We start from the raw sequence: 26,077 nt of genomic DNA on the forward strand, positions 1-26,077 counted from the left end.
GAAAGTGTACTGGACAGTCTAGTCTCGCTACCAGTACTGGACAGTCCAGTTTGGGGAGGATCTGATGACCGAGTTCGTGACCACGTCACTGGGGGACCGGATTGCGTACGACAAGCGAGGCAGCGGCCCCGGCCTGGTGTTCGTCGCCGGCGCCGGCCCGTTCCGGGCGATCGACCCGTGGACGACCGAGACCGCCGAACGCGCGGCGGCGCTGGGCCTGACCACCATCGTGTACGACCGGATCGGGCGCGGCGAGAGCGAGGGTGACGGCCGGATCGGGCTGGACCGCGAGCTGGCGGCGCTGACGACCTTGATCGAACTCGCCGGCGGCCGGGCCGTGCTCTGCGGTCACTCGTCGGGCTGCGCGATCTCGATGGTCGCCGCGGACCGGGGGCTGCCGGTGACCGGCCTGGCGCTCTGGGAGGCGCCGATCGCGCCGACCGGCGAGACGGCAGCGTGGATCGCCGAGGTGGAGCGCCGGATGGACGGCGGCGATCTGGAGGGCGCGCTGGCGCACTACATGAAGGACATGCCGCCGGAATGGCTCGAGGGGTCGAAGCAGGACCCGATGTACCCGGCCTTCGTGGCGCAGGTGATCAGCTACCGGGCCGACGGCGAGGCGCTGGTCTGGGCCGACTCGGGACCGCAGGCCGAGGTGTTCGCCAAGATCAGGATCCCGGTCCAGATCATGTACGGCGAGCAAACCTTCGACGAAATGAAGGTGTCGGCCGCGGCCGTCGTCGCGGCGATCCCCGGCGCGGTCGAGAAGGAACTGCCGGGCGCCAACCATGCCTGGGTCCCGGAACCGATGGCCGCGGAGCTGACCGCGTTCACCCGGGCGGCGGCCGGCTGACGGCCCGGGCCGTGCCATGATCGTCCGGTGAATCGAGCTGCCAGCGCCGTGATTCCGGACCGGCCTCCTTCGCTGCGCGAATCCGGGCCGGCGTCGCCGGGCATCCTGCTGGTCGCCCTCGGCCTGGTGGTGAATCTGGGTCTGTTGATCTGGTTCGGTCACACCTCCGGCCTGGACGTGGGTGCGCCGACCGCGGTCGAGTCCTGGTCCACGGTGTTCCTGGCGATCTGCTTCCAGGCCGCGCCGTTCCTCGCCGCGGGCGTGCTGCTGGCCGGACTGATCATCACGCTGGTGCCGCGGACCGCGCTGACCTATCTGTTGCCGCGGAACCCGAGCTGGGCCGTCGTGTCGGCGGGGATGGCCGGGCTGATCCTGCCCGGCTGCGAGTGCGCCTCGGTCCCGGTGGCCCGATCCCTGATGGCCAAGGGTGTTCCGGTGGCTCCGGCCCTGACGTTCATGCTCGCGGCGCCGGCGGTCAACCCGATCGTGCTGCTCGCCACCTGGGTCGCGTTCCCGGCCCAGCCGATGATGGTGGTGGCCCGGTTCGTGGCCGGCCTGCTGACCGCCGTCGTGGTCGGCTGGCTGTTCCTCCGGCTGCAGCGCTGGGTCACCGTCCCGGCGGTACGGGAAGCGGAGCCGACCACCGATCGCCGGGCGGAGACGTTCCGCCGCTCGGCCGTCCATGATCTGGTCCATGCCGGCGGGTTCCTGGTGCTCGGCGCCGCGATCGCCGCCACGGTCGCGACGACCGTGCCGGCCGAGACGATCGGCGCCATCGCCGAGTCGGGTCCGCTGTCCTACCTCGCGGCCGGCGCGATGGCGGTGGTCGCCGCGATCTGCTCCGAGGCGGACGCCTTCATCGCCGCCTCCTTCACCGAGTTCGCGCCGACCGCGTTGTTGATCTTCCTCACGGTGGGCCCGATGGTCGACCTGAAACTGATCGGGATGCAGGCGGGCGTCTTCGGCGGCCGGTTCGCCGCCCGGTTCGCGCCGCTCACCTTCGTCACGGCGATCATCGTCGCGGCCCTGGTCGGGACGGTGCTGCTGTGAAGAAACTCGCTGCTGCGAAGCGGAAGTCGCACCCGGGCTGGGCGCGGCTCGCCGAGGCTTTCCTGATCCTGTCCCTCGGCGGCACCTTGATCGGCATCGTCGGAACGGGCCACTACCAGCGCTATCTCCGCTCCGAGATGGCGATCCCGCTGCTGCTGACCGGAGGCTGCCTGGCCGCGCTGGCGCTCTGGACCATGATCGTGGTCTGCCTGCGGCCCCGGAACGCCGAAGCTCATGATCATGAGGAGCACGCCGACGCGGAGCATGATCACGACGGGCATGATCATGAGGGCCACGGTCACGGAGGGGCCTGGTCGGTCTGGCTGCTGCTCGTGCCGGTGGTGATCGTGGCGGTGATCAGCCCGCCGGCTATCGGCGCCCAGCTGGCGCAGCGCCGCGGACCTGCGCCGGTGTCGGCCGCCGACGCGCCGCCGCTGCCCGACGTGCCGACCTCCGCGGGCGGTTCCGGACAGGTGATGGGACTGCCGATGGCCAAGTACGCGGCGCTCGCCGTGACCCGGCCGCCGGAGGAACTGGCCGGGCGGCGGTTCACGATCACCGGGTTCGTGATCAACCACCCGCAGGGCGACGGCTGGTATCTGGCCCGGATCCGGATCCAGTGCTGCGCCGCCGACGGCGTTCCGGTGCTGGTCCGGATCACCGGCGCGGCCCCGCAGAACGACGACCGCTGGCTCGAGGTCACCGGCACCTTCCAGCCGCCGGTGGTCGAGTCCTCCGGCTATGTCGCCCGGCTCGCCGCCGAGGACGTACGCGAGATTCCTGAACCCGCCGATCCGTACGTCTACTGACGCGGCTCAGCCGGACTGGCCGTGCTGCTCCCGCCGGTAGTCCCGCGGCGGCATCCCGTACCGGCGCCGGAACTGGCGGGACAGATAGAACTCGTCGGTGAAGCCGAGCCGCTCCGCGATCCCGTGCAGCGGCAGGTCGGTCAGCCGCAGCAGGGCCGCCGCCGACTCCAGCCGCCGCGCGTTCCGGTACGCCAGCGGGGCGGCACCGAAGCGCCGCCGGAAGCCGCGCCGGAACCCGTCGTAGGAGGTGCCGACGGCGTCGGCCAGCTCGGCAAGATCAACTCGCCCGGCGAGATCGGCGGCGAGCCGGTCCGCGGCCTGCTCCCACGGGTCCTCCATCGGTTGCCGGCGGGCCGAGGCCGTGGTCAGCCAGTCGGCCAGGGCGATCAGCTGCCGCTCCGCGTCGACGGCCGTCCGGGGCGCTTGGCCGAGGATCAGGGCAAGATCATCTCCGCCGCTCGGCCAGGCCAGCGGCCGCGGTCCCGGCACCCCGAGCAGGCCCTGGCGGGCCAGCAGGTCGAGCAGCGGGCCGCCCGCCACCACGAACCATTCCGTCCATGACCGGCCCGGCGGAGTGCTGTACCGGTGCGGCCACTCCGGCGGTACGACGGTCAGCGTCGATGCGGTGATCGGGACCGCCGGACGCTCCTCGTCCCGATACTGACCTTCGCCCGACAACACCAGCGACACAACGTAATCGTCGATGATCCGGAGCGTGCGCGGCATCACCGGCTCGTCGTCCTCCACCGAGCCGGCGAGGGCGATCCAGCCCAGCCGGGTGCGCGGCCCGTCCGAGATGGTGATCCGCATCGGCATCCCAAAACCTCCATGTCCGGGACAAGACGTTCATTCCGTGTTCGCGTCTCGAACACTAGCGTCGGAGTAGCCGACCACAGAAGGAGCAGAGATGACCATGATCACGCCGGCCATGATCGACCAGTACCGGGACGAGGGCTACTTCATCCTGGAAAAGGCGATCCAGGGGGAGGACCTCGAGTTGCTGCGCGGCGGCGCCCAGTACGCCATGGACCGGCTGGACCAACGGATGGACGAGGCGGGCGTCGACCGGATCGACATCAACGCGAAGGGCAAGCGCTACTTCAGCGAGATGGTGTACAAGGAGCGGCCGGAGCTGCGGAAGTTCCTCTTCGGCGAGACGATGGCCGAGGTCTGCCGGGCGGTGCTCGGCGACGCGGCGTACCTGTTCTGGGAGCAGTACGTGATCAAGGCGAGCGACCCGGACACGGCGTTCGCCTGGCACCAGGACTCCGGGTACGTGCACGAGAACCACGCCCCGTACCTGACCTGCTGGATCGCGCTGGACGACGTCACCGAGGAGAACGGCTCGGTCTATCTGCTGCCGTACTCGCGCTCCGGGATCCGTTCCTACATCAAGCATCTGCGCTCCGAGAAGGGCGACGAGGTGTGCTACTTCGGCTCCGATCCGGGGATGCCGGTGATCGTTCCGGCCGGTTCGATCGTCTGCTTCTCCAGCACGGTGATCCACCGCAGCGGGCCGAACCTGACCGACCGGCTGCGTCGGGTCTATCTGGCGCAGTACTCGTCGGAGGTGATCATGGACGCCGCCGGGAAGGAGCCGTGGGGTTCGTTCGAGCAGTTCCTCGGCGACGGCGCGGTGCTCGCCACCCCGTGACGCCCGGCTAGCCGGTGGGCTTCCAGGCCGGTGCGTGGGCGGCGACCAGCCGGTGCCCGATCCGGACCAACTCGGCCCGGACCGAGGCGGGCTCGAGCACCCGGATCCCGCTGCCCAGGTAGATCAACTCGCAGGCGGCCTCGTGCACGGTGGGGAAGCTCGCGGTGAACCGGTGGCCCGGGCCGGCGACGGGCTCGAGCTGATACTGCTCGGGCAGGTTCGAGGTGACCGTGCCGACGGCGTCCGGCCGGACCTGGAACTCGACCAGGACCCGTTCGCTGGAGCACGGCTCGCGGCGACGGTTGACGTCCTCCCAGGCCCGGACCAGATCGAAGCCGTCGGGCCGTTCCACCGGGTCCGTCGTCGCGGCGGCGTCGACGACCCGGGAGACGCGGAACGTCCGCAGCCCGGCGTCGGTGCCGGCGACCAGGTACCAGGTGCCGCCCTTCGACACGAGCCCGTACGGATGGATGCGCCGGGTGACGGCATCCTCGCCGGGCTTGGCATAGCTGAGGTCGACCTGGACCCCAGCGACGACCGCAGCCCGGAGCCGGGCGAGCGCGGGCGAGGTCGCGAGGGCCGATTGACCCCAGCGGGTCGGATCGATGTGAATCGCGCGACGGGTGATCCCGGCCTGCTCCCGGGTGCTCGCGGGCAGCGCCGCCTGCAGCTTGCGCAGCGCCGACGTCAGGCCGGCCTCGAGGCCAAGCCCGGCCAGCAGCTCGGGCCCGGTGACGAGGAACAGGGCCTGCGCCTCCTCCGCCGTCAACGTCGAGAGGTTGATCGCGTGGCCGTCGAGCAGTGCCCAGCCGCCGCCTCGGCCCTGCTGCGAATAGAGCGGCAGCCCGGACAGCAGCAGCGCGTCGAGATCCCGCCGGATCGTGCGTTCGGACACCTCAAGGCGCCTGGCCAGGTCCGGGGCGGTCAGTTGACCGTGGGCCTGCAGGAGCAGGGCGATGGCCACGAGGCGCTCGGCGCGCATGTTCGCAACGTACCAAAGAAAACAGGACAGGAGGCTGGCCGGTTTTCCCTTTTACAGTCGCGTCAAGACCTCAACCTTGGAGCGTGAAGCGATGAGCACGAAGACACTGACCGGCCAGCAGATCGCCGCCGCCGGCCTGGACGGCTGGACCCTTCTCCTGTCGTACGGTCAGGGCGGGCTGCAGACCCGGATCCACACGGAGAACTTCAACGCCGGCCTGCGGCTGGTCGAGCAGATCGGCCGGGCCGCGGAAGAACTCAACCACCACGCCGAACTCGACCTGCGCCCGTTCCGGGTGGACGTGCGGCTGACCAGTCGGGAGGGCGGCGGGGTGACCGAACCCGACCTGACCCTGGCCCACCGGATCTCCGAACTCGCGACCGCCGCCGGCGTCGAACTCGAATGCGCGACCCTGACCCGGATCGAGCTCGGTCTGGACACGCCGGCCTACGACAAGATCGCGCCGTTCTGGGCGGCAGTGCTCGACGGCGAACACGTCATCGGCACCGAAGCCTGGGGCGACGTCGGCGACACCCGGCAGGCATTGCCGATGGTCTGGTTCCGGACCTCCGACGGCGACGAGCAGTCGGGGTCCTGGCACCCGCACATCTGGTTGGATCCCGCCCAGATCCGGCCCCGGATCGACGCCGCCCTGGCCGGCGGCGGGACCTTGATCAGCGACGAAGGCGCACCGTCGTCCTGGGTGCTGGCCGACCCGGACGGCAACCAGGTCCAGCTGTGCACCTGGCAGCCGGGCGAGACCGTCCTGTGCGACTCGCAGTACCGGCCGGGCGGCTCCAACTGGGTCGACTGACTCGAGAGAACGAGTGGATCTTCGCCGGTCAGTCGCGGCGGACATTCACTCGAGCCGGTCGTGGACGGCGGCGCCGATGATCGACTCGAAGGTCTCGAAGACCGGCAGCGGGCCGGCGCTGCTCCAGGCTCGCGAGGTGAGCAGGATGCCGGTGACAGGGCCGGCGTTGGACCAGGTCGAGCCGAGCCCGCCGGACCAGCCGTAGCCGCCGGCCGGCGGGCCGTCGGGCAGGTCGCGGATGATCACTCCGACGCCGTGGCCCCACCCGGAACTGCCGTCCGGTGCCGGCCCGCCGCGGGCCAGTTGATCATCGGTGAGCTGGTTGGTGATCATGGCCGCGACGGTCGCCTCGGAGAGCAGCCGGCGGCCGTCCAGTTCGCCGCCGCCGCGCAGCATCGAGGCGAACCGGTGGTAGTCGGCCAGCGTCGAGACCAGGCCCTCGCCGCCGCCCTGGAAGGCCGGCAGGGTGCTCCACTGGCCGTCGGTCTCGTCGAAGATCGTCAAGGCTCCGGGCTCGCCGGCGTAGTGGGGCCCGAACCGGTCCCGCTTCTCGGCGGGCACGAAGAAGCCGGTGTCGATCATGCCGAGCGGGTCCAGGATCCGGTCGGCGAAGAACTCCGCCAGCGACCGGCCCGCCGCCCGGGCGACCAGGAACCCGAGCACCTGGGAACCGACGTGGTAGAGCCAGCGTTCGCCGGGCTGGAACTGCAGCGGCAGCGTACCGAGCCGTTCCAGCCAGGTGTCCGGGTCGGGCATCCGGGCCGGCGTCGGCGGGCCGAAGCCGAGCCGTCGTTGGTTCCAGGCCTCGTCGAACGGCTTCGGGGAGAAGTCGGTGAAGTCCATGCCCCAGCCGAGCCGGAACGTGAGCAGGTCGTCGACCGTGATCGGGCGCTCCGCCGGCACCGTGTCGTCGAGCGGGCCGGCCGGGTCGCGCAGCACCTTCCGATCGGCCAGCTCCGGCAGCAGCCGGTCCACGGGTTCGTCCAGGCTGATCACGCCCTCCTCGACCAAGATCAACGCCGCGACAGCGGTGATCGGCTTGGTCATCGAGGAGATCCGGAAGATCGTGTCGGTCCGGATCGGCAGCGTGCCCTGCGGATCGAGATGCCCGATCGCGCCCGTCCGTACGTCGTCGCCGTACGAGAGCAGCCAGGCCAGCCCCGGCACCTCGTCGCCGACGTGCGCCCCGAGCCGTTCCTCGATCGCACCCGGCGAATCTGTTGCTTCGGACACGAAACCCTCCTCGGTCGGCATCGCGCCCCAGTCTGCCCGAACTCCCGGACATCAGTGGGCGGATTCCCGCCGGGACTACCCGGCCAGAACTCACCCAAACCGCAGAGTGGGGTCGAGTGCCGAGGTCGATCCACTGGGCACCTCCGCAGCGACACGCCGCCCAAACGCCTGCTTTTGTGCCCAGTCGGCGGGGTGAGGTTAGCCCTTGACGGCGCCGGAGGTGAGGCCGCGGACGTAGTAGCGCTGCAGGGCGATGTAGAGGACGACGCAGGGGATCATGGCGACGACGGCGCCGGCGGCGAGGACGCCGTAGTCGACCTGGCCGTAGGTGCCGCGCTGCAGGTTCACCAGGTCGATCGGCAGCGTGTAGAGGGTGGGGTCGGTGAGGAAGGTGAGGGCGCCGAGGAATTCGGTCCAGGACGCGAGGAAGGCGTACAGGGCGGTGGTGGCGGCGCCGGGCATGACGAGCGGCCAGAGCACCGAGACCAGGGTGCGCATCGTGCCGGCGCCGTCGACGTGACCGGAATCCTCCAGCTCGGCCGGAATGGCGGTGAAGGAGTTGCGCATCACGAAGACGCCGAACGGCAGGTGGACGGTCGCGTAGAACAAGATCAGCCCGAACAGGCTGTCGGTCAGCCGCATCGCGTTGAGCTGCAGGTAGAGCGGGGTCAGGATCGCCTGGAACGGGACCATCATGGTGAGCACGATGATCGCGAACAGCAGGTTGGAGCCGCGGAACCGGAACTTCGCGAAGCCGTAGCCGGCGAACAGGGCGAGGGCGGCGGTGAGCAGTGCCGAGCAGAGCGAGACGATCAGGCTGTTCCCGATCGAGCGGCCCAGCGTGCCCTCCTGCACCAGCACGGTGAAGTTGCTCAGCGTCATGTCGAAGTAGGTCGCCGGGTCGGGCGGGTCGACGATCACGGCGCCGGGCTGCAGGGAGCGGAAGAGGGCCCAGAGCAGCGGCACGGTGAACACCAGCAGGGCGAGCAGCCCGCCGAAGACGTAGAGCACCTGTTTGGTCCGGGTGTCCCGTTCGATCCCGGTGATCGTCGTGGAGCGGCGTACGGGTGCGGTCAGGGTGGCCATGATCAGTCCTTCTCCCGGAGCAGCCAGAACTGGGCGGCCGTCACCAGGCCGATGATCACGACCAGCAGCAGCGACATCGCCGTCGCCGCGCCCAGCTGCAGCTGGACGAACGCCCGTTTGTAGATGGCCATCACCACGGTGGTCGTCTGCGACCCCGGCCCGCCCTGGGTCAGGATGAAGAACTGGGTGAAGGCGAGGAACGAGCCGATCACGGAGATGATCAAGCTCAGCGCGATGGTACGGCGGAGCATCGGCAGCGTGATGTGGCGTTCGGTCCGCCACCAGCCGGCACCGTCCAGCTCGGCGGATTCGTACACGTCGCTGGGAATGCCCTGCATGCCGGACATCAGCAGCATCATGGTCAGCCCGGACACGCCCCAGACCACCAGGCCGCAGATCAGGATCGTGCCCAGCCGGCCGTCCACCAGCCAGGCCGTGCTGCCGTCGGTCAGGCCGACCCATTTCAAGATCAGGTTGATCATGCCGGAATCCGGCTGGGCCTCCAGCACCATCAGGAAGCTGAGCGTGGTCAGGCCGACCACGTACGGGATGAAGAAGACGGTCCGCAGCACCTTGGCGCCGCGCCGGTTGGACCGGACCAGCACCGCCAGTGTGTAGCCGAGGAGCAGGATCGGCAGCGTGACGATCGCCGTGTAGATCAAGGTGTAGACGATCGACCAGCCGAACGCCGGATCGGTGAACGCCTGCGCGTAGTTCTCCAGCCCGATGAACCGGTAGTCGCCGATCAGCGGGAAGTTGGTCAGCGAGATGTAGACAGCGACCAGCAGCGGCGCCAGGACGAAGACGGACACGAAGATCACCGCCGGCAGCACCAGCAGCAGGCCGGTCCGCGGCGGATGGGTGAGCGAGCGCGGATGTTCCCGGTACGGCCGGGCCGAGGACCGGGCCGGTGCCGCCTCGAGCGTCTCGGTGATCATGCCTGGGCCTGCCTCAGGATGCGGTCGTAACTGCGTTGTGCTTCCTCCATCGCGGCCTCCACCTCGCCGTCGAACACGGCCCGCCGGTACATCGCCAGCCAGGGGCCGTCGGGCTGGTTGTAGAGCAGGTTGTACGCCAGCGTCGTCGGTGCGTAGCCGGCGTCGAGTTGATCAAGGGTCGGCACGGCCAGCGGATACTGCTGCCGGAACTCGGGCGTCGCCACGTCGGACCGGATCGGGGTGTAGTTGCCCTCCGGCAGCCGGGCCTGCTGCTCCGGTGCGACGCAGAAGGACGCGAATTCCCAAGCAGCAGAGGGATTCCGGGCACCGTTGACCAGGCACAGGTTGTTGCCGCCGTCGAAGAAGGCGCGACCGCCGTCCGGCCCGCAGAGCAGCCGGACGGTGATCTTGGACAGCAGCTCGTCGTCGGCGTTCTTGACGATGCCGCCGAACGACCGCGGCGTCATGCCGACCCGGCCGGCCAGGAAGTCGGCCGGGTACGTCGAGCCGTCCTCCGCGTACGCCGACGAGGGCACCAGCTTCTCCTGCCACAGCGTGCGCTGGAACTCCAGCGTCCGGCGCAGCGCGTCGTTGCCGGCCACGTTGCCGCGTTGATCACCGACCTCGCCGGTGATCAGATCCGTGTCGGTGGCCCAGATGTGCGGCTGCACGGTGAAGCCGAGCGAGCCGGCCGAGTTGCCCGGGATGGACCAGCCGTGCACGTCGTCGCCGAGATCGCTGAGCTTGCGGGCCGCCTCCAGGATCGAGGCGAAGTCCTTGGTCGCGTCGTCGACGTCGAGTCCGGCCTGCTCGAACAGCTCGGTGTTGCAGAAGAGCACCGAGTTGTCGGCCAGGAACGGCACCGCGTAGACCCGGTCCTCCTTGGTCGCCAGCGCCAGGTGTCCGGGGCTGAGCTTCTCCTTGCCGGGAAGGCGATCGATCAGGTCGGTCAGGTCGGCGAAGGCGCCCCGGAAGATGAACAGCATCGAGTTGATGTCGTCGAAGTCGACCAGGTCCGGCACCCGGCCGCCGCGGATCGCGGTGGCCAGCTTGGTGACGAACTGGGCGTCCGGCACCGGTGTCACCCGGACCCGGACCCGATCCTGCTGCTGGTGGAACGTGTCGGCCATGAACTGGATCCCGGTCTGGGTCGCCGACCGGCACCAGACCTCGACGGTGCCCGCGGCGCCGCTGCCGAAGCCGGCGGCCGCCGTGTTCACCGCCGGGAGCTGTCTGGCGCAGCCGGATGCCATGGCCACTGCGGCACCGGCGCCCAACAGCGCTCTTCGCGTCAGCATCGTTGCTGTCACTCCTTCCGGGCGGGCCCGGATCTCCCTTATCGCAAGGGAATCCAGACCCGCATCGGTTGTGGGCCGCGATTGGCCCAGAGGTGGTACGGCAGCGCCACGAGCTCGACCGGGCCGTCCGGTCCACTCCCGGCGGCCTTGATCAACGTGACGCCGCCGAGCAGGTCCTCGCGCCGTTCCTCGGCGAGCGCACCCGCCGGGTCGAGCCGAAGATCATCGACGGCGACGCTCTCGGCCTGGTCGGCCTGTTCCAGGGCGTAGACGAGCGGGCCGCGTTCGATCGCCAGGCAGCCGCGGGACGCGTCGACCCGGGGATGCGGAGCGGTCAGCCGCGGGGTCAGCGGCAAGTCGAGCACCAGTTGATCACCGGCCTGCCAGGTGCGCCGGACGCTCGCGTACTCGCCCGCGGTGACCTGGTCGGTCCCCGCCGCGGTGGTCAGCGTCGCCCCTTCGGCCCAGGCCGGCACCCGGAGCCCGATCGTCGTCTCGCCCGATCCGGCCTGGTCGACGGTGATCGTGATCTTGCCCTGCCACGGGTAGTCGGTGGCGACGGTGAGCTTGAGTCCGCCGGCCTCGACGGTGCCGGGCAGATACTGGTGCAGCTGCAGCCCGTCCGCGTCCGTACTCGCCAGATAGCCTTCCAGGCTTGAGAAGGTCCGCATCACGTTGGGCGGGCAGCAGGCGCAGGCGAACCAGCCGACCCGGCCGCGGGCCGGCGTCCGATCATGATCGGGAACCGACCGGTCGCGCAGGTGCAGCGTGTTGACGTAGAAGTACTCGGTGCCGGCCTGGGACACCCCGGAGATGAAGCCGTTGTAGATCATCCGCTCGATCTGGTCGGCGTAGCCGGCCTTGCCGGTGGCCAGCAGCATCCGCCAGGCCCACTGGATGCCGCCGATGGTGGCGCAGGTCTCGGCGTAGGCCCGGTCGTTCGGCAACTCGAACGGATCACCGAACGCCTCGCCCTCCCAGCGGCCGCCGAGCCCGCCGGTCAGGTACTCCTTCTCCGTGATCATCGAGGCGAACTGGGTCTCCAGCGCGGCCAGCAGTTCGGCGTCCCCGGTCTCGGCCGCGACATCGGCGGCCCCGGCCGCGAGGTAGACCGCCCGGACCGAGTGGCCCTCGACGGTGGTGGCCTCGCGCACCGGCACCCGGTCGGAGTAGTAGCCGACGTCCCGGCCGCCGGTGATGGTGCCCCGGCCGCGGGTGTCGACGAAGTGCTTGGCCAGGTCGAGGTAGGACCGCTCGCCGGTCTCCCGGTAGAGCTCGACCAGGGCCATCTCGATCACCGGATGGCCGTCCAGGCTGGGATTCCGGCCCGGGCCGAAGGTGGCCACGAGATGATCGGCGACCCGGCGGGCCACGTCCAGCAGTTCGGCCCGCCCGGTGGTCCGGGAGTAGGCGACCGCGGCCTGGATCAGGTGGCCGGCGCAGTAGTGCTCGTGGCTCCACTCCAGTTCGCTGTAGCGCTCCAGGCCGCGGAGCTGGACGACCGAGTCGAGGTAGCCGTCGTCGGCCTGCGCCTTCTCCAGCAGCCCGGTCAGTTCGAGGATGTCGTCGAGCAGGGCCGGGTCGGCGCTGCGCCCGTACTCCCAGGCGGCGGCCTCGAGCCACTTGTGCACATCGGAGTCGGCGAAGATCGGCCCGACCGCCTCGCCCTCGGCGCGGCCGGCGGCGATCTCGAGGTTGAGCACGTTCTTGGCCTCGCGCAACTGCTTGAGGCCGGACGGAATCGCGGCGGCGCGGTTGGCGGCCTGGCGGGCGCCCAGCGGGCCACCCGCGATGGTGACCGCACCGGCGGCCACGGGGTGCCACACCACGGTGGCGGTCTCGGTCGGACGGACGGGGCCGGCGTACGCCATGGTCAGCTCCAAGAAATTGCGGAAAACTGGAAATCTCTTTCCGTCGACGGTAGGCCGGTGTCGGACCCGGCGTCAAGGGTCGATTCCCTTCTGTGGCACGGATTCTGGAAGTACGTGAGGTAGCCTGGGGCCATTGCTCGATGGAAAAATGCAGGAAAATTGTTCGACGAAGGAGGGCAGATGGCGGCTCGGCGTACGGCACGCGTCGTGGACATCGCCCGCGCGGCGGGAGTCTCGCCGGGCACCGTGTCCAAGGCCCTGAACAACTCCGGGGCGCTGCGGGAGAGCACCCGGGACCGGGTCTACCGGGCCGCGGCGGAGCTCGGCTTCAGCCCCGATCCGGCCCGCCGGCCACCGGCCAGCCGCAGCTTCACGGTCGGCCTGCTCAGTGCCGACTCGGCCGGCCGGTTCAGCATCCCGGTGATGCTGGGCGCGGAGAACGCGCTCGCCGCCGGCCAGCTGTCGGCGCTGCTCGCGACCAGCCGGAACGACCCGGTCCGCGAGGCGTACCACGTGCGCAGCCTGGTCGCCCGCCGCGTGGACGGCATCATCGTGGCCGGCCGGACCACCGACGCCCGGCCGCGGATCGACGTCCCCATCCCGGTGGTGTACGCCTTCGCGCCGTCGAGTGATCCCGACGACGCGTCGGTGATGCCCGACGACGCCGACGGTGCCCGCCGGATCGTTGATCATCTGCTCGGCATCGGGCGCCGCAAGATCGTTCACGTCGCCGGCCGGCCGCACCAGCACAGCCCGCGGACCCGGGCCGAGGTGACCGAGCAGGCGCTCCGCGACGCCGGCCTCGAGCCCGCCGCGCCGACCCTGTTCGGGGAGTGGAGCGAGAGCTGGGGGCGGCGCGCCGTTGATCAACTTCTGCAGGGCTGGCGGCCCGGCGAGCCGCTGCCGGTGGACGCGATCAGCTGCGGCAGCGACCAGATCGCGCGCGGCGTCTGCGACCGGCTGCGGGAGCTGGAGCTGCGGGTGCCCGACGAGATCGCGGTGACCGGCTTCGACGACTGGGACGTGATGGCGCTGGCCAGCCGGCCGCCGCTGACCACCATCGACCTCCGGTTGGAATACCTCGGCCAGCGCGCCGCCGAACTGCTGCTGGACGCCATCGACGGCCGCCCCCACCACGGCACCGAGCTGACCGGCATGGAGCTGGTCCCGCGGGCCTCGACCGGCTGGGCTTAGGTCGTCGCGAACCGCCGGTATACCATCGGGCTCGGCGGGGGAGTCAAGATCGAATCGAGGAATCTGGTGCTGGCGCGGACCGGGGTATGCCCGGAATGAGTGCCGATCTCGGGTCCGGTCTCCGGGCCTATCTGAAACTGCTGCGGTACCGGCCGGCGGCGGCGCCGTTCTTCGCGGCGACCATCGCCCGGCTGCCGATCTCGATGGCGCCGCTGGGCATCCTGTTGCTGGTCCAGTCCGAGCGGGAGGCGTACAGCCTGGCCGGTTTCGTCACCGGCGCGTTCGCGATCGGCTCCGCGGTGGGGACGCCGCTGTGGGGTCGGGCGATGGACCGGTTCGGCCAGGTCCGGGTCATCCTGCCGACCAGCCTGGTGAGTGCGAGCCTGACGGTGCTGCTGGCCCTGGCCACGATCGGCGGGCTGCCGATTCCGGGCCTGGTCGTGATCTCGCTCGGTGCCGGGCTTTCCTTCTCGCCGGTGACCCCGGCCATGCGGGCCGCCTGGCGGACCGTGTTCCCCGATCCGAAGTCGCGCCGGGTCGCCTTCGCGCTGGACGCCACCTCGATCGAGTTGATCTTCGTCGGCGGTCCGTTGCTGCTGTCGGCGCTGCTGGCGCTGACGGTGCCGGTGGTGCCGTTGCTGGTGACCGCCGGCTGCATGGCGGTGGGCGGTGTCGCCTACTGCCGGACCGATGCGGCCCGGCGCTCTCGCCCGGCCACGCCGCAACCCGGAGATCTGGGCGGCCCGGCCCCCGCTGACGTACGGACTCATCGGTCGGCCCTGACCGTCCCCGGCGTGACCGCGGTGCTGATCGTGATGCTCATGCTCAGCGTCGGCTTCGGCCAGTTGGACACCTCGATGGCCGGCGTCGCGGGCGAGCTGCTCGGCGGGACCGAGCGGGTCGGCCTGCTGTTCGCGGCGATCGCCGGCGGCAGCGCGATCGGCGGCCTCGCCTTCGGTGCCCGGACCTGGGGCTTCGACGAGCGCCGCGGCGTCGCGGTCTGTCTCGGCCTGTTCGCCGTGTTCCTGGTGGCCATCGCGCTCCTGATCGCCCTCGCCGGAGCCCCGCTCGGCGCCCTGCTGCCGCTGCTCTTCTGCACCGGCCTGACCATCGCGCCGATGTTGATCATGCAGCAGGCGTTGCTGGACCACCTGACCCCCGCCTACCGGCTGAACGAGGCCCAGTCGCTGCTCTCGGCGACCAACATGGTCGGCGCCGCGGCGGGTACGGCGCTCGCCGGCATCATGATCGACTTACGCGGCGTGGCCACGTCGTTCGCCTGCGCCGCCGTGGCCGCCGGCCTGGCCAGCGTGATCGCGGTGCTGAACCAGCGCCGGTGGCGCGCCGCCGAGGTGGACGCCACCCGCCGGCACGCCGATGCCGACGCCGCGCGGTAGCGGCCCGCGGCGGTTCCGGGCCGGCAATCGGGCGGCTACGGTACGGAGATGACCTTTGATCATGACCGGAGCAGCGTCGACGGCCAGACCGCGTTCGTGGTCGGCGCCGGCTCGGGCATCGGCCGCGGCGTCGCGCTGCTGCTGGCCCGGCGCGGGATGCGGGTCGCCTGCGTGGATCGCGACGGCGGCCCGGTCGGCGACCTGGCCGGGCAGATCATCGCCGGCGGCGGCGAGGCGATCGGCCAGGCCGCGGACGTGACCGCGCCGGACTCGGTGCAGCGGGCGTTCGCGATGACGGTGGCCGAATTCGGCCAGGTGCACGCGGTGGTCAACTGCGCCGGGATCCAGGGTCCGATGGGCCGGCGCAGCCACGAGGTCGACCTGGCCGAGTTCGACGCCGCGATCGCGGTCAACCTGCGCGGCGCGCTGGTGGTCAGCCAGGCCGCGCTGCCGCACCTGGTCGAACACGGCTACGGCCGGATCGCCCACGTGGCTTCGATCGCCGGCAAGGAAGGCAACCCTTCCATGATCGGCTACTCGGCCAGCAAGGCCGGGCTGATCGGGCTGGTCAAGGCGATGGCCAAGGAGTACGCGTCGGACGGCATCACGATCAACGCGCTGGCCCCGGCGGTCATCCGGACCGCCTTCCTGGACGAGCAGCCGCAGCAGGTGATCGACTACATGACGGCCAAGATCCCGATGGGCCGGGTCGGCACCATCGAAGAGGTCGCGGAGATGATCAACTTCATGATCTCGCCGGCCTGCAGTTTCACCACCGGATTCTGCTTCGACGCCTCCGGCGGGCGGGCCACCTACTGAACCGGTTCCGTTCCGCGGACGGCAAGCCTTGACAGGATTCTCGGTGCCGGAGGTAACCTCATGAGCAAGATCGCCAGGGCTGCCGATTGACTTTCTTCTGAGCACCGTTGCTCAGTTGTTGTGCGCCCACCAGAACGAACTGGAGGCGCGGATGTGCACCGATCGCGGTAAGCGCTCTCTCTGGTCGATCAATCCTTTCTGCTCTGGTCCCCGGAGGTTCGCATGACATCGCTGTTTGCCGACCGCACGCCCCGCCGCGACTTCCTCGCCCTGGCCGGGCTCAGCTCGGCCAGCCTGGCCCTGACCTCCTGCGGCACGCCGGAGATCACCCCGCCCGCCGACACCGGCACCGGGACCGGCAGCAGCAAGCCGACGGCTACCGGGTCCGCGCCGCGCGAGGTGCCTCGAGGCAAGCCGCCGGAGGTGCCGCGCGAGCAGACCCTGATGCTGGCGTACGGCGACGGCAGCGACCTCGGCATCTGCAATCCGTACGCGGCCGGCTTCAACCACCAGCGCGGCCTGGCGGCGATGTTCGAACCACTCTGGTACTACTCGGCCTTCACCGGCGAGACGACGGCCTGGCTGGCGGCTGCCGACCCGGTCTACGCCAAGGACTTCACCAGCGTCACGATCACGACGCGGACGGACGCGAAGTGGAGTGACGGGACGCCGTTCACGGCCAAGGACGTGGCCTTCACGCTGGAGATGTTGCGGGACGAGAAGAACTCCGGCATGTCCTATTCGGCTGACATGCGGCAATGGGTGAAGAAAGCCGAGGCCGCCGACGACCACACGGTCAAGATCAGCTTCACCAAGCCGGCGCCGCGGTTCGCCTTCGACTACCTGTATTTCAAGAACGACCTCGGCGTCTTCATCGTCCCGGCGCACATCTTCTCCGAGCAGAAGAGCCCGCGAGAGTTCCTCTTCTACGATCCGGAGAAGGGGCTGCCGGTGATCACCGGGCCCTATCACATGGTCGATTGGACGGTGCAGCAACGATTGATGGACCGGCGGGAGGACTGGTGGGCGGTCCAGGCCGGGCTGTCCGAGCCGCCCGGCCCGACCCGGATCATCGTGGTCCCGTTCACCGACCCCACCAACACCGCGCAGCAGCTCATCAACAACGAGCTCGACTCCTCGCTCGACCTCCGTCCGCCGGTGATCAAGCAGGTAGTCGAGAGCAATCCGAAGATCATCGCCTGGACCGACCGGAATCCGCCGTTCGGCTACACGGACTGGTGGCCGCAGTCGCTGTTCTTCAACTGCGATGCGCCGCCGTTCAACGATGTCGACATGCGCCGGGCGATCAACCACGGGATCAACCGGCAGCAGTTGGTGGACATCGGCTACGAGGGTGCCGGCACGCCGTCGACGCTGCCGTTCCCGGAGTTTCCGCCGCTGAAGCCGTATCTCGACGCTGCGCAGCCGTTGCTGGCGCAGTACCCGACGGATGCGTACGACCTGGCCAAGGTCGACGAGATCATGACCGGCAAGGGCTACGCCAAGGACAGCCAGAAGCTGTGGGCCAAGGACGGCAAGCGGGTCGACGCCACGATCTACGGGTTCCAGGACCTGGTCAACGACTACGGAGCGATCCTGGCCGAGCAGCTCCGCGCGGCCGGCTTCGAGGCGTCGCTGCAAACGCCGGGCGACGCCGGGACCCGGATCAACAACGGCCAGGCCAAGCTGTTCCTGTTCGGATTCGCCGGCGCCATCGCGGACCCGTACCCGTCGCTCGATCTGATGCACTCGCGGCACTATCACAAGATCGGCACCACCGGTGACTTCACCAACCGCTGGCGCAACGCCGACTACGACAAGATCGTCGCAGAGATGTCCGAACTGCCGGTGGGCGACCCGGGCGAGATGCCGCTGTTCCTGCAGGCGATGGAGATCTACCTGAAAGAGCTGTCACACACCCCGCTGGTGCAGTGGATGCACCGGATCCCGTACAACACCACCTACTGGACCGGCTGGCCGACGGCGAGCGATCCCTATCTGCCCGGCGCGTTCTGGTTCAAGACGTTCTCGCTGGAGCTGACCCACCTGAAACCGGCGGCCGGCTGAGACGAGGAGGTCCGCGGTGTATTCCTGGCAATATCTGGTGAAGCGGATCGGCTTGTTGATCACCGTGATGTGGACCGCGGCGACGATCAACTTCCTGATCCCGAAGCTCAGTCCGCGCGATCCGATCATGGAACGCCTGGTGCAGGCGGCGACCCAGGGCGGCCGCAACGAATCCGGTCTGCAGCAGATGATCGAGGTGTATCGCCGCGAGTTCGGACTGGATTCGCCGATCTGGCAGCAGTACGTCAACGCGCTGCTGAAGGTTGTTCGCTTCGACTACGGCTACTCGATCACGCAATATCCGCGGACGGTCAACTCGGTGATCATGGACGCGATGCCGTGGACGCTCGGACTCGGGATCATCTCGATCCTGATCTCCTTCGTCATCGGCACCATCCTCGGCGCGCTGCTCGGCTGGCCTCGGTCGCCGCGCTGGCTGCGGTTCTTCGTGCCGACGTCGATGCTCACCAGCGCGGTTCCCGCGTTCGTGCTCGGCTTCCTGTTGATCTACGTCTTCGCCTTCCAGCTGAAGCTCTTCCCACTGGCCGGCGCCTATTCGCGGACGGCTACGCCGGAGTTCAGTCTCGAGTTCATCCTCGACATCGTCCGGCACGGATTCCTACCCGCCTGCGCGCTGATCTTGTTCCAGCTCGGCCACCAGGCCCTGCAGATGCGCAGTCTGATGGTCATGACCACCGGTGAGGACTACATCATCTTCGCCGACGCCAAAGGGCTGACGCCGCGCCGGATCTTCCTCCAGTATGCGGTCCGGAACGCCCTGCTTCCGCAGGTCACTGGCCTGGTGATGTCCCTCGGCACGTTCATCTTCTCCACGGTCCTGGTCGAGACCTTGTTCGGATACCCGGGACTCGGCGGGTTGATCAACAGCTCGATCCAGGTGCTCGACTACAACCTGCTCTACGGAATTACGATGATCTTGGTCTTCGCGGTCTGCATCGCCACCCTGGTCGTGGACCTGATCTATCCGCTGCTGGACCCGCGGATCCGGTACGGGAAGGCATGATCGATGGCTGTCACAGCGACCCGCGCCGGCGCCGAGCCGATCCTCGCACCGCGCCGGCGAGTCGGTCGGGCGCGAGCCCTGTTTCTCTATCTGGGCAGACATCCGATGCTCACGGTGGGGCTGGCGATGTTCGCTGCCCTGGTGCTGCTGTCCACCGCCGGAACCTTGTTGATCGATCCGCTCAAGGATCCGTACCCGCTGGCTGGGCCGGCCAGTAAGCCGCCGTCGCTGGACTACTGGTTCGGCACCGACGCGCAGGGCCGGGATCTGTTCGCGGTGATGGTCGTCGGGACTCGGCTCAGCCTGCAGATCGGTCTGCTGGCCGGTGCGATCGGACTGGGGATCGGCATCATCCTCGGTCTCGTCTCGGCGTTCTACGGCGGCTGGTTGGACAACGTGATCCGCTGGGTGGTCGACGTCATGTTCACCATCCCGAGCTTCCTGGTGATGGTCGTGATCGCCTCGCTGCTGCAGCAGTACATCTCGATCGAGAGCATGGCGTTGATCTTGGCCGCGTTCGCCTGGCCGGGCCCGACCAGGGCGATCCGGGCCCAGGTGCTTTCGCTGCGGGAAAGGGAGTTCCTGCGACTGGCTCGGCTGTCCGGGATGCGCGGACCGGAGATCATCGTCCGCGAACTGCTGCCCAATCTGGCGCCGTTCCTGCTGGCCGGCTTCGTCTCGGCGTTGATCGCGGCGGTCTACGGCGCGCTCGGCCTGGAGCTGCTCGGCCTGGGCTCGCAACGGGAGCCGACGCTGGGGATGACGTTCTTCTGGATGCAGAAGTTCTCCGCGCTACTGCGCAACCTCTGGTGGTGGTGGGGCATCCCGATCGCGATCATCCTGGTCCTGATCTTGTCGCTGTTCCTCATCTCGTTCGCCCTGGACGAGTGGGCCAACCCGCGATCCCGGAGGTCCCAGTGAGTACGGAACCGGCGCTGTCCGTTCGTGATCTTGCGGTGCAGTACTACACCGACGACGGGCCGGTCAGCGCCGTCAACGGGATCTCGTTCGACCTGATGCCGGGTGAGAAGCTCGGCCTGGTGGGCGAATCCGGCTCCGGGAAGTCGACCATGGCGCTGGCCCTGATGCGGCTGCTCCGGCCGCCGACCACCATCTCCGGCCAGGTGCTGCTGGACGGCGAGGACCTGATCGGGATGCCGGAGCGCCGGGTCCGGCAACTCCGCTCGAGCAAGATCAGCATGATCCCGCAGGGCGCGATGAACTCGCTCAATCCGGTGGCCCGGATCGAGAACCAGATCATCGACACGCTGGAGGATCACGGCGCGCGCCGGGACAAGCGGCAGTTGCTCGGGCTGGCCCGGGACGCGTTGGAGGCGGTCGGGCTGCGCCGCGCGGTGGGCCGGATGTATCCGCACGAGCTGTCCGGCGGGATGAAGCAGCGGGTCTGCATCGCCATCGCGGTGGCCATGCAGCCGCAGGTGGTGATCGCGGACGAGCCGACCTCCGCGCTGGACGTGGTGGTGCAGCGCCAGGTGATGGACACGATCCTCAAACTGCAGGAGGAACTCGGTGTCGCGGTGATCTTGATCGGCCACGACATGGGGCTGATGGCGCAGACCGTGGACCGGCTCGCGGTGATGTACGCCGGGAAGCTGGCCGAGCTGTCGCCGATCCAGGAGATCTTCGCCGATCCGCTGCATCCGTACACGGAACTGTTGATCGAAAGCCTGCCCAAGCTGGCCGACCGCGGCACCTTCCGCGGCATCCCCGGCCTGCCGCCGTCGCTGCGGTCGATGCCGTCCGGCTGCCTGTTCCATCCGCGCTGCCCGAAGGCGTTCGATCCCTGCGCCGACCTGGAACCGGCCTACGGCGTCACGTCCCGGCCGCGGGAGCCCGCCGAGGGACGCGAGCGGTTCGTCGCGTGCCACCTGCACCAGCCCGAGGAGAGCCATGTCGGATGATCGAACGCCGCTGGTCGAACTGGCGGGGGCGACCAAGATCTATCGCGGCGGCATGCTGTCCAAGACGTCGACGGTGGCTCTTGATCATGTGTCGCTGACCATCCGCGGCGACACCCCGCAGGTGGTTTCGGTGGTCGGCGAGAGCGGCAGCGGCAAGTCGACGCTGGCCTCGCTGCTGCTCGGCTTCATCGCGCCCACCGAGGGCACGGTCCGGTTCCAGGGCCGCGACATCGCCAAGCTGCGCGGCGCCGAGCTGGGCCAGTTCCGGCGCGAGGTGCAGGCCGTGTTCCAGGACCCGTTCTCGGTGTTCAACCCGTTCTACAAGGTCGATCACGTGCTGACCGTGCCGATCCAGAAGTTCAAGCTGGCCAAGTCCAACGCGCAGCGGCAGGAGCTGATGATCACCGCGCTGGAGGCGGTCGGGCTGCGGCCGGACGAGACTCTGGGCCGCTATCCGCACCAGCTGTCCGGCGGCCAGCGGCAACGGGTGATCGTCGCCCGGGCGCTGATGCTGAAGCCGAAGTTGATCATCGCCGACGAGCCGGTGTCGATGGTCGACGCCTCGCTGCGGGCCACCATCCTGGAGAGCCTGCGCACGGTGAACCGGACGCTGAACGTCCCGATCCTCTACATCACCCACGACCTGGGTACGGCCTACCACGTCAGTGATCACATCCTGGTGATGTACCGCGGCAACATCGTCGAGGCGGGTGCCGTGGAGACCGTGATCGACGCGCCGAAGCATCCGTACACCCGGCTCTTGATCGACTCCATCCCGTGGCCGGATCCCAAGCAGTCATGGGGTTCCGAGCGGGCGGCGGCGTCCGAGCTCGAGGTGCCCGAGCACCATCCGGGCTGCCGGTTCGCGGACCGCTGCCCGGCCGCCGAGGCGCACTGCCTGGACGCCCCGCCACCGAACTTCGTGATCGATCCGGGCCACGTGGCCGCCTGCTATCTCTACCGGGACCGGCCCTCGCTCGGCGGCGAGGCGTTCCGACAGGTGCTCGCGACGGAGTCGCCCTCGGCGTCGTGAACCCTCCGGGCTAGGGTCGGAACGCGACGACCGGAACAGTGAGGTTCAGATGGGCGACACTCTGAGGATCGGGGCGCACGAGGCCGTGACGATCCGGCGCAGCGATCCCGACTGCCTGGAACTCGAGGCGCGGTACGAGCCGCACGGGTCCCCGCCGCCGGCGCACTTCCATCCCGGTCACGACGAACGGTTCGAGGTCGTCGAGGGACGGCTCAGCGTCGATCTCGGCGGGACCAACGAGAGCTACGAGGCCGGTGCGGGGTTCGCCATCCCGCGCGGCACCGTGCACCGGATGTGGAACGGCGGCGCCGAACCGGTCGTGGTGCACTGGTGGAGCACCCCGGCGCTGCAGGCCGAGTCCTGGTTCCGCGGGCTGGCCGCGCTGCAACAGTCGGCGGCCGCGGCCGGAAGCAGCCGCCCCGACCTGCTCGCCTTCGCCGCGCACGCGGCCGGCCACCGGGACACCTTCCGGCTGGTGCTGGGCAACTCGCCACTGCTCGGATCGCTGTTCGTAGGCTGCCTGGGCGGGATCGGCCGGCTGCTCGGCCGTTCTGTCAGTGCCGGCGGCTAGCGTCGCGCGGATGAAGTACGGATTCATTGCGAGTACGGGCAGCGCGCGGCAGATGGTCGAGCTTGCGGTCGAGGTGGAGCGCGCCGGTTGGGACGGGTTCTTCGCCTGGGACGGCATCGCGATCGGCTCGATGGAGATGTACGACCCGTGGACCATTCTGGCCGCGGCCGCCGTCCGGACCGAGCGGGTCACGCTGGGGGCGATGGTCTTTCCGCTGTCCCGGCGCCGGCCGTGGAAGGTGGCGCGGGAGGCGTTGACGATCGATCACCTGTCCGGTGGTCGTCTGGTGATCCCGGTCGGCCTGGGCGCCGTCGACGACGGTGGGTTCAGCAAGGTGAGCCCGGAGACCGTCGACCGGAAGGAGCGGGCCGAGCTGCTGGACGAGACCCTGGCGATCCTCGATCTTGCCTGGTCCGGGAAGCAGGTCGACTTCGTCGGCAAGCACTACCGGGTCGACGGTCTCCGGTTCGAACCGCGACCGGTGCAGCGGCCGCGGATCCCGATCTGGGTGGTCGCATCCTGGCCGCGACCCAAGTCGATGGCGCGGGCCGCCCGCTGGGACGGCATCATGCCGTCCCTGTCGGTCGACGTGACCCGCCAGTTGACGCCGGCCGACCTCGGCGAGATCACCGGGTGGCTTCGGGACCGCGACGCCTCGACCCGGGACGTGATCATCGAAGGCGTCTCGCCGGGCGACGACCCGGGCTGGGCGGCGGAACACCTGGCTCCGCTCGCCGACGCCGGCGCGACCTGGTGGATCGAGTCCCGCTGGGAGGCGCCGAACGACCCGGCCACGCTGCTGGAACGGGTCCGCCAGGGACCGCCGCGCTAGGGAGCGTTGTGGCTCAGGACGGCGAGGGCACCGGCGAGCAGCTCGGCGCGCAATAGTTCGACCGGTACGTCGGCGAACTGGCTGATCGGGTCGGTGGCGGCGGCGAAGGCCTGGGCCGCCCGGATCCGCTGGCGCCGGTTCGGCCGTGGACCGGCCAGCACGGCCACGGCCCGCTGGCTGAAACCGACCACCCGGTCCATGGCGTCCAGCGTCTGATCGCCGTACACGGAGGCGTCCTTGAGCAGCAGCGCCATGGTCTCCCGGTGCCGCAGCATGGCGTCGATGCAGCCCTCCAGCAGGGCCTGCTGCCGCGCCGCCAGGCTGGTCAGCTGCTCGGCGGCCTCGATCGCCGTGCCCAGTTCCGAGACCGGCGGGTCGATCAACTCGGCCAGGATCTCGGCCTTGCTGGTGAAGTGGTGGTAGAGCGAGGCCTTGGTGATCCCGACTCCCTCGGCGACCTGCCGCATCGACGTCGCGCCGTAGGTGTGTGCGCCGAACAGGTCGCGCGCCGTCGCCAGGATCCGGTCCCGGGTTCCCGATTCGGCGGTACGGCTCACGGCCGGAAACCTTACCGGCCGAACTGTCGATCGGGGCCGGGTCGGATCGTCATCACTGCGACAACCCACGATCAGGGAGGCAGAGATGGCCACCATCACGGTGTTCCAGCACCTCACCCTCGACGGCGTCATGCAGGCGCCCGGCGGGCCGGAGGAGGACCCGCGCGGAGGATTCCGGCACGGCGGCTGGGCGGCCCCGTACGCCGGCGAGCAACCGGAGGGATTCCTCGGCGACTTCTGGTCGGCTGGCTTCGCCTGGCTGTTCGGCCACCGCACCTACAACCACCTGCTCGGCCACTGGACCACCACCCCGGAACCGAACCCGTTCGCCGAGAGCCTGGTCGGGACGCCGAAGTACGTGGTCTCCCGGTCCGCCGATACCGAACTGGCCTACTACACCACCCACTGAGAGAGGATGACCGACATGCGTTACACCCTGCTGCTGCACTATCCCGAACCGACCGACGAACAACTCAGCGCCGAGGACCGGGCCGAGGGCCAGCGTGCGTTCAGCGCGTACGCCGAGGCACTGCACGCCGCCGGAGTCCTGATCGGCGCCGAGGTGTTGCAGCGTTCCGACAACACCACCACGCTGACCGCCGTGGACGGCACGCTCCGGGTGCAGGACGGACCGTTCGCCGACACCAAGGAACAGCTCGGCGGCACGTTCGTGATCGACGTCCCCGACCTCGATGCCGCGATCGAGTGGGGCCGGCAGGCTCCGGCGATCCACTGGGGTGCGGTGGAGATCCGTCCCGGCGCCACCCACACGGTCGACGGGGCCTGGACGCCCAACCAGTGACCGACGGCCCCACCGCCGACGCGGCCGCGGCGGCGGACCGGGCCGCCCGGGTCTCCTACGGCCGGCTGGTCGCGCTGCTCGCCGCGCCGAACGGTGACCTGGCCGGCGCCGAGGACGCCCTCGCGGCGGCCTTCGAACAGGCGCTGACCCGCTGGCCGGCCGACGGGGTGCCGGACAACCCGGACGGCTGGCTGCTCACGGTCGCGCGGAACCGGCTCCGGGACCGGTGGAAGTCGTCGGCCTACCGGACCAGCGTCCCGCTGCCGGGTTCGGGTGATCAGGAGACCGTTGCTGATCTTGGTCCGGGAGCGGGCCCGGACCCGGCGGCGTTCGATGCCGAGGCGCTGGGGGAGAAGCGGCTCGAACTGCTCTTCGTCTGCGCCCACCCGGCGATCGACCCGGCCGTCCGGGCCCCGCTGATGCTGCAGACGGTGCTCGGCTTCGAGGCCGCCCAGATCGGCAGCGCCTTCGCCGTGCCGGCGGCGACGATGGCGCAGCGCCTGGTCCGGGCCAAGCGACGGATCAAGGACGCGCGGATCCCGTTCGCGGTCCCGGACCGGCGCCGGCTGGCGGAGCGGCTGCCGGCGGTGCTGGAGGCGGTGTACGCCTGCTACGCGATCGCCTGGCCTGCGGTCGACCTGCCCGCCACGGCGCCGGAGTCGCTGGCCGGCGAGGCGCAGTATCTCGCCGTCACCCTGGCCGAGCTGCTCGGGAACGAGCCGGAGGCGTGGGGCCTGGCCGCGTTGATCACGCTGGCCCAGGCCCGGCGGCCGGCCGGCAGCGCCGACTACGTACCGCTGGAGGAGCAGGATCCGGCCGGCTGGGACGCGACCATGATCAGCGAGGGGGAAGACCGGCTGCGCCGGGCCGCGGCCTCGCCGCCCGGCCGGTTCCAGCTGGAGGCGGCGATCCAGGCCGTGCACTGTGCCCGGCGGCACACCAGCCAGACCGACTGGCCGGCGCTGCGTACGCTCTACGCCGCGCTGGTCCAGGTGGCGCCGAGCCTGGGCGGCCGGGTCGCCCTGGCCGCGGTCGTCGGGCGGACCGACGGGCCGGCATCGGGCCTTGATCAACTTGACCAGCTCGCGGTCGAAACTCCTGCTGTGGAAGCGTTTCAGCCCTATCATGCGGTCCGGGCCGACCTGTGCGTCCGGCTCGGCCGAGCCGAGGACGCGGCTCAGGCGTACGACCGGGCGATCTTCCTGGCCGCCGATCCGGCCGCCCGGTCCTACCTGGCCGCCCGGCGCGCCGAGGTGTTACCGTAGTTCCCA

At 69.8% G+C, this 26,077-nt stretch carries 26 protein-coding genes; 18 read left to right on the forward strand and 8 right to left on the reverse strand.

Translation table 11 applies throughout. The features are described 5' to 3' along the window. Window positions 1–64 precede the first annotated feature (64 nt). From ACFQU4_RS23630 to ACFQU4_RS23640, 3 genes are read left to right on the forward strand one after another with little or no spacing between them, the layout of a single operon-like run. Window positions 65–853: an alpha/beta fold hydrolase gene (locus tag ACFQU4_RS23630; protein WP_377496614.1), complete on the forward strand. Its 789-nt coding sequence runs from the start codon at window positions 65–67 to the stop codon at window positions 851–853. 27 nt (window positions 854–880) lie between these two features. Further along, the gene (locus tag ACFQU4_RS23635; protein ID WP_377496616.1) at window positions 881–1,903 is read left to right on the forward strand and encodes a permease; all 1,023 of its coding nucleotides are present in this window, start codon (window positions 881–883) and stop codon (window positions 1,901–1,903) included. After that, window positions 1,900–2,712, forward strand: coding sequence for a TIGR03943 family putative permease subunit (locus ACFQU4_RS23640; RefSeq protein WP_377496618.1), 813 nt, complete (start codon window positions 1,900–1,902; stop codon window positions 2,710–2,712). Before ACFQU4_RS23635 ends, ACFQU4_RS23640 begins: the two co-directional genes overlap by 4 nt. A 6-nt stretch (window positions 2,713–2,718) precedes the next feature. Here the strand turns inward: ACFQU4_RS23640 and ACFQU4_RS23645 are convergent, their stop codons facing one another. Then, window positions 2,719–3,528, reverse strand: coding sequence for an AraC family transcriptional regulator (locus tag ACFQU4_RS23645; protein WP_377496620.1), 810 nt, complete (start codon window positions 3,526–3,528; stop codon window positions 2,719–2,721). A 91-nt stretch (window positions 3,529–3,619) separates the two neighbouring features. Here ACFQU4_RS23645 and ACFQU4_RS23650 point away from each other — a divergent pair, with 91 nt between their 5' ends. Continuing rightward, window positions 3,620–4,366, forward strand: a complete 747-nt coding sequence (locus ACFQU4_RS23650) for a phytanoyl-CoA dioxygenase family protein (RefSeq protein WP_377496623.1) — start codon at window positions 3,620–3,622, stop codon at window positions 4,364–4,366. A 7-nt stretch (window positions 4,367–4,373) separates the two neighbouring features. Here the strand turns inward: ACFQU4_RS23650 and ACFQU4_RS23655 are convergent, their stop codons facing one another. After that, window positions 4,374–5,348 (reverse strand): helix-turn-helix transcriptional regulator, encoded by a 975-nt coding sequence (locus ACFQU4_RS23655; protein WP_377496625.1) that lies wholly within the window; start codon window positions 5,346–5,348, stop codon window positions 4,374–4,376. 91 nt (window positions 5,349–5,439) lie between these two features. Here ACFQU4_RS23655 and ACFQU4_RS23660 point away from each other — a divergent pair, with 91 nt between their 5' ends. Further along, window positions 5,440–6,162 carry a 4a-hydroxytetrahydrobiopterin dehydratase gene (locus tag ACFQU4_RS23660; RefSeq protein WP_377496627.1) on the forward strand — a complete coding sequence of 241 codons (723 nt, stop codon included), beginning with the start codon at window positions 5,440–5,442 and terminating at the stop codon, window positions 6,160–6,162. A gap of 45 nt (window positions 6,163–6,207) precedes the next feature. Here ACFQU4_RS23660 and ACFQU4_RS23665 read toward each other — a convergent pair whose 3' ends face one another. The 5 genes from ACFQU4_RS23665 to ACFQU4_RS23685 form a co-directional block, all read right to left on the reverse strand. Further along, window positions 6,208–7,395: a serine hydrolase domain-containing protein gene (locus tag ACFQU4_RS23665; protein ID WP_377496629.1), complete on the reverse strand. Its 1,188-nt coding sequence runs from the start codon at window positions 7,393–7,395 to the stop codon at window positions 6,208–6,210. 198 nt (window positions 7,396–7,593) lie between these two features. After that, window positions 7,594–8,481, reverse strand: coding sequence for a carbohydrate ABC transporter permease (locus tag ACFQU4_RS23670; RefSeq protein WP_377496631.1), 888 nt, complete (start codon window positions 8,479–8,481; stop codon window positions 7,594–7,596). 2 nt (window positions 8,482–8,483) lie between these two features. Beyond that, window positions 8,484–9,419: a carbohydrate ABC transporter permease gene (locus ACFQU4_RS23675; protein WP_377496633.1), complete on the reverse strand. Its 936-nt coding sequence runs from the start codon at window positions 9,417–9,419 to the stop codon at window positions 8,484–8,486. Further along, window positions 9,416–10,717: an ABC transporter substrate-binding protein gene (locus ACFQU4_RS23680; RefSeq protein ID WP_377496635.1), complete on the reverse strand. Its 1,302-nt coding sequence runs from the start codon at window positions 10,715–10,717 to the stop codon at window positions 9,416–9,418. The genes ACFQU4_RS23675 and ACFQU4_RS23680 overlap by 4 nt, the downstream gene beginning before the upstream one ends. A gap of 38 nt (window positions 10,718–10,755) precedes the next feature. Then, entirely contained in the window at window positions 10,756–12,588 is a 1,833-nt protein-coding gene (locus tag ACFQU4_RS23685) for a glycoside hydrolase family 127 protein (protein ID WP_377496637.1), read from the reverse strand. 180 nt (window positions 12,589–12,768) lie between these two features. Here ACFQU4_RS23685 and ACFQU4_RS23690 point away from each other — a divergent pair, with 180 nt between their 5' ends. From ACFQU4_RS23690 to ACFQU4_RS23735, 10 genes are all read left to right on the forward strand, one after another. Beyond that, a complete protein-coding gene (locus tag ACFQU4_RS23690; RefSeq protein WP_377496639.1) occupies window positions 12,769–13,782 on the forward strand; it encodes a LacI family DNA-binding transcriptional regulator in 1,014 nt (337 codons plus the stop codon). Between the two features lie 95 nt (window positions 13,783–13,877). Continuing rightward, on the forward strand, window positions 13,878–15,179 hold the full coding sequence (locus ACFQU4_RS23695; RefSeq protein ID WP_377496641.1) for an MFS transporter: 1,302 nt from the start codon (window positions 13,878–13,880) through the stop codon (window positions 15,177–15,179). Window positions 15,180–15,227: 48 nt separating this feature from the next. Continuing rightward, window positions 15,228–15,998, forward strand: coding sequence for an SDR family NAD(P)-dependent oxidoreductase (locus tag ACFQU4_RS23700; protein WP_377496643.1), 771 nt, complete (start codon window positions 15,228–15,230; stop codon window positions 15,996–15,998). A gap of 222 nt (window positions 15,999–16,220) precedes the next feature. Next, complete coding sequence (locus tag ACFQU4_RS23705) at window positions 16,221–18,065, forward strand: ABC transporter substrate-binding protein (RefSeq protein WP_377496645.1); 1,845 nt, start codon at window positions 16,221–16,223, stop codon at window positions 18,063–18,065. A gap of 16 nt (window positions 18,066–18,081) precedes the next feature. Then, window positions 18,082–19,089 (forward strand): ABC transporter permease, encoded by a 1,008-nt coding sequence (locus tag ACFQU4_RS23710; protein ID WP_377496647.1) that lies wholly within the window; start codon window positions 18,082–18,084, stop codon window positions 19,087–19,089. 3 nt (window positions 19,090–19,092) lie between these two features. Further along, the gene (locus tag ACFQU4_RS23715) at window positions 19,093–20,010 is read left to right on the forward strand and encodes an ABC transporter permease (protein WP_377496649.1); all 918 of its coding nucleotides are present in this window, start codon (window positions 19,093–19,095) and stop codon (window positions 20,008–20,010) included. Then, window positions 20,007–21,011: an ABC transporter ATP-binding protein gene (locus tag ACFQU4_RS23720; RefSeq protein ID WP_377496651.1), complete on the forward strand. Its 1,005-nt coding sequence runs from the start codon at window positions 20,007–20,009 to the stop codon at window positions 21,009–21,011. The genes ACFQU4_RS23715 and ACFQU4_RS23720 overlap by 4 nt, the downstream gene beginning before the upstream one ends. Further along, on the forward strand, window positions 21,001–22,044 hold the full coding sequence (locus tag ACFQU4_RS23725) for an ABC transporter ATP-binding protein (RefSeq protein ID WP_377496653.1): 1,044 nt from the start codon (window positions 21,001–21,003) through the stop codon (window positions 22,042–22,044). The genes ACFQU4_RS23720 and ACFQU4_RS23725 overlap by 11 nt, the downstream gene beginning before the upstream one ends. 49 nt (window positions 22,045–22,093) lie before the next feature. Then, window positions 22,094–22,615 carry a cupin domain-containing protein gene (locus ACFQU4_RS23730; protein ID WP_377496655.1) on the forward strand — a complete coding sequence of 174 codons (522 nt, stop codon included), beginning with the start codon at window positions 22,094–22,096 and terminating at the stop codon, window positions 22,613–22,615. A 10-nt stretch (window positions 22,616–22,625) separates the two neighbouring features. Continuing rightward, window positions 22,626–23,447: an LLM class flavin-dependent oxidoreductase gene (locus tag ACFQU4_RS23735; protein WP_377496657.1), complete on the forward strand. Its 822-nt coding sequence runs from the start codon at window positions 22,626–22,628 to the stop codon at window positions 23,445–23,447. Here the strand turns inward: ACFQU4_RS23735 and ACFQU4_RS23740 are convergent. Next, a complete protein-coding gene (locus tag ACFQU4_RS23740) occupies window positions 23,444–24,004 on the reverse strand; it encodes a TetR/AcrR family transcriptional regulator (RefSeq protein ID WP_377496659.1) in 561 nt (186 codons plus the stop codon). The genes ACFQU4_RS23735 and ACFQU4_RS23740 overlap by 4 nt on opposite strands. 85 nt (window positions 24,005–24,089) lie before the next feature. On the opposite strand from ACFQU4_RS23740, the gene ACFQU4_RS23745 reads away from it, so the two are divergent. Genes ACFQU4_RS23745 through ACFQU4_RS23755 form a run of 3 tightly spaced genes read left to right on the forward strand, consistent with a single transcriptional unit; the run spans window position 24,090 to window position 26,071 of the window. Further along, a complete protein-coding gene (locus ACFQU4_RS23745) occupies window positions 24,090–24,413 on the forward strand; it encodes a hypothetical protein (protein ID WP_377496661.1) in 324 nt (107 codons plus the stop codon). A 6-nt stretch (window positions 24,414–24,419) separates the two neighbouring features. Then, on the forward strand, window positions 24,420–24,806 hold the full coding sequence (locus ACFQU4_RS23750; protein ID WP_377496663.1) for a YciI family protein: 387 nt from the start codon (window positions 24,420–24,422) through the stop codon (window positions 24,804–24,806). Then, entirely contained in the window at window positions 24,803–26,071 is a 1,269-nt protein-coding gene (locus ACFQU4_RS23755) for an RNA polymerase sigma factor (RefSeq protein ID WP_377496665.1), read from the forward strand. The genes ACFQU4_RS23750 and ACFQU4_RS23755 overlap by 4 nt, the downstream gene beginning before the upstream one ends. Window positions 26,072–26,077 lie beyond the last annotated feature (6 nt).

Source organism: Microlunatus sp. GCM10028923 (assembly GCF_042666975.1).
In the GTDB taxonomy this organism is placed as follows: domain Bacteria; phylum Actinomycetota; class Actinomycetes; order Propionibacteriales; family Propionibacteriaceae; genus Microlunatus.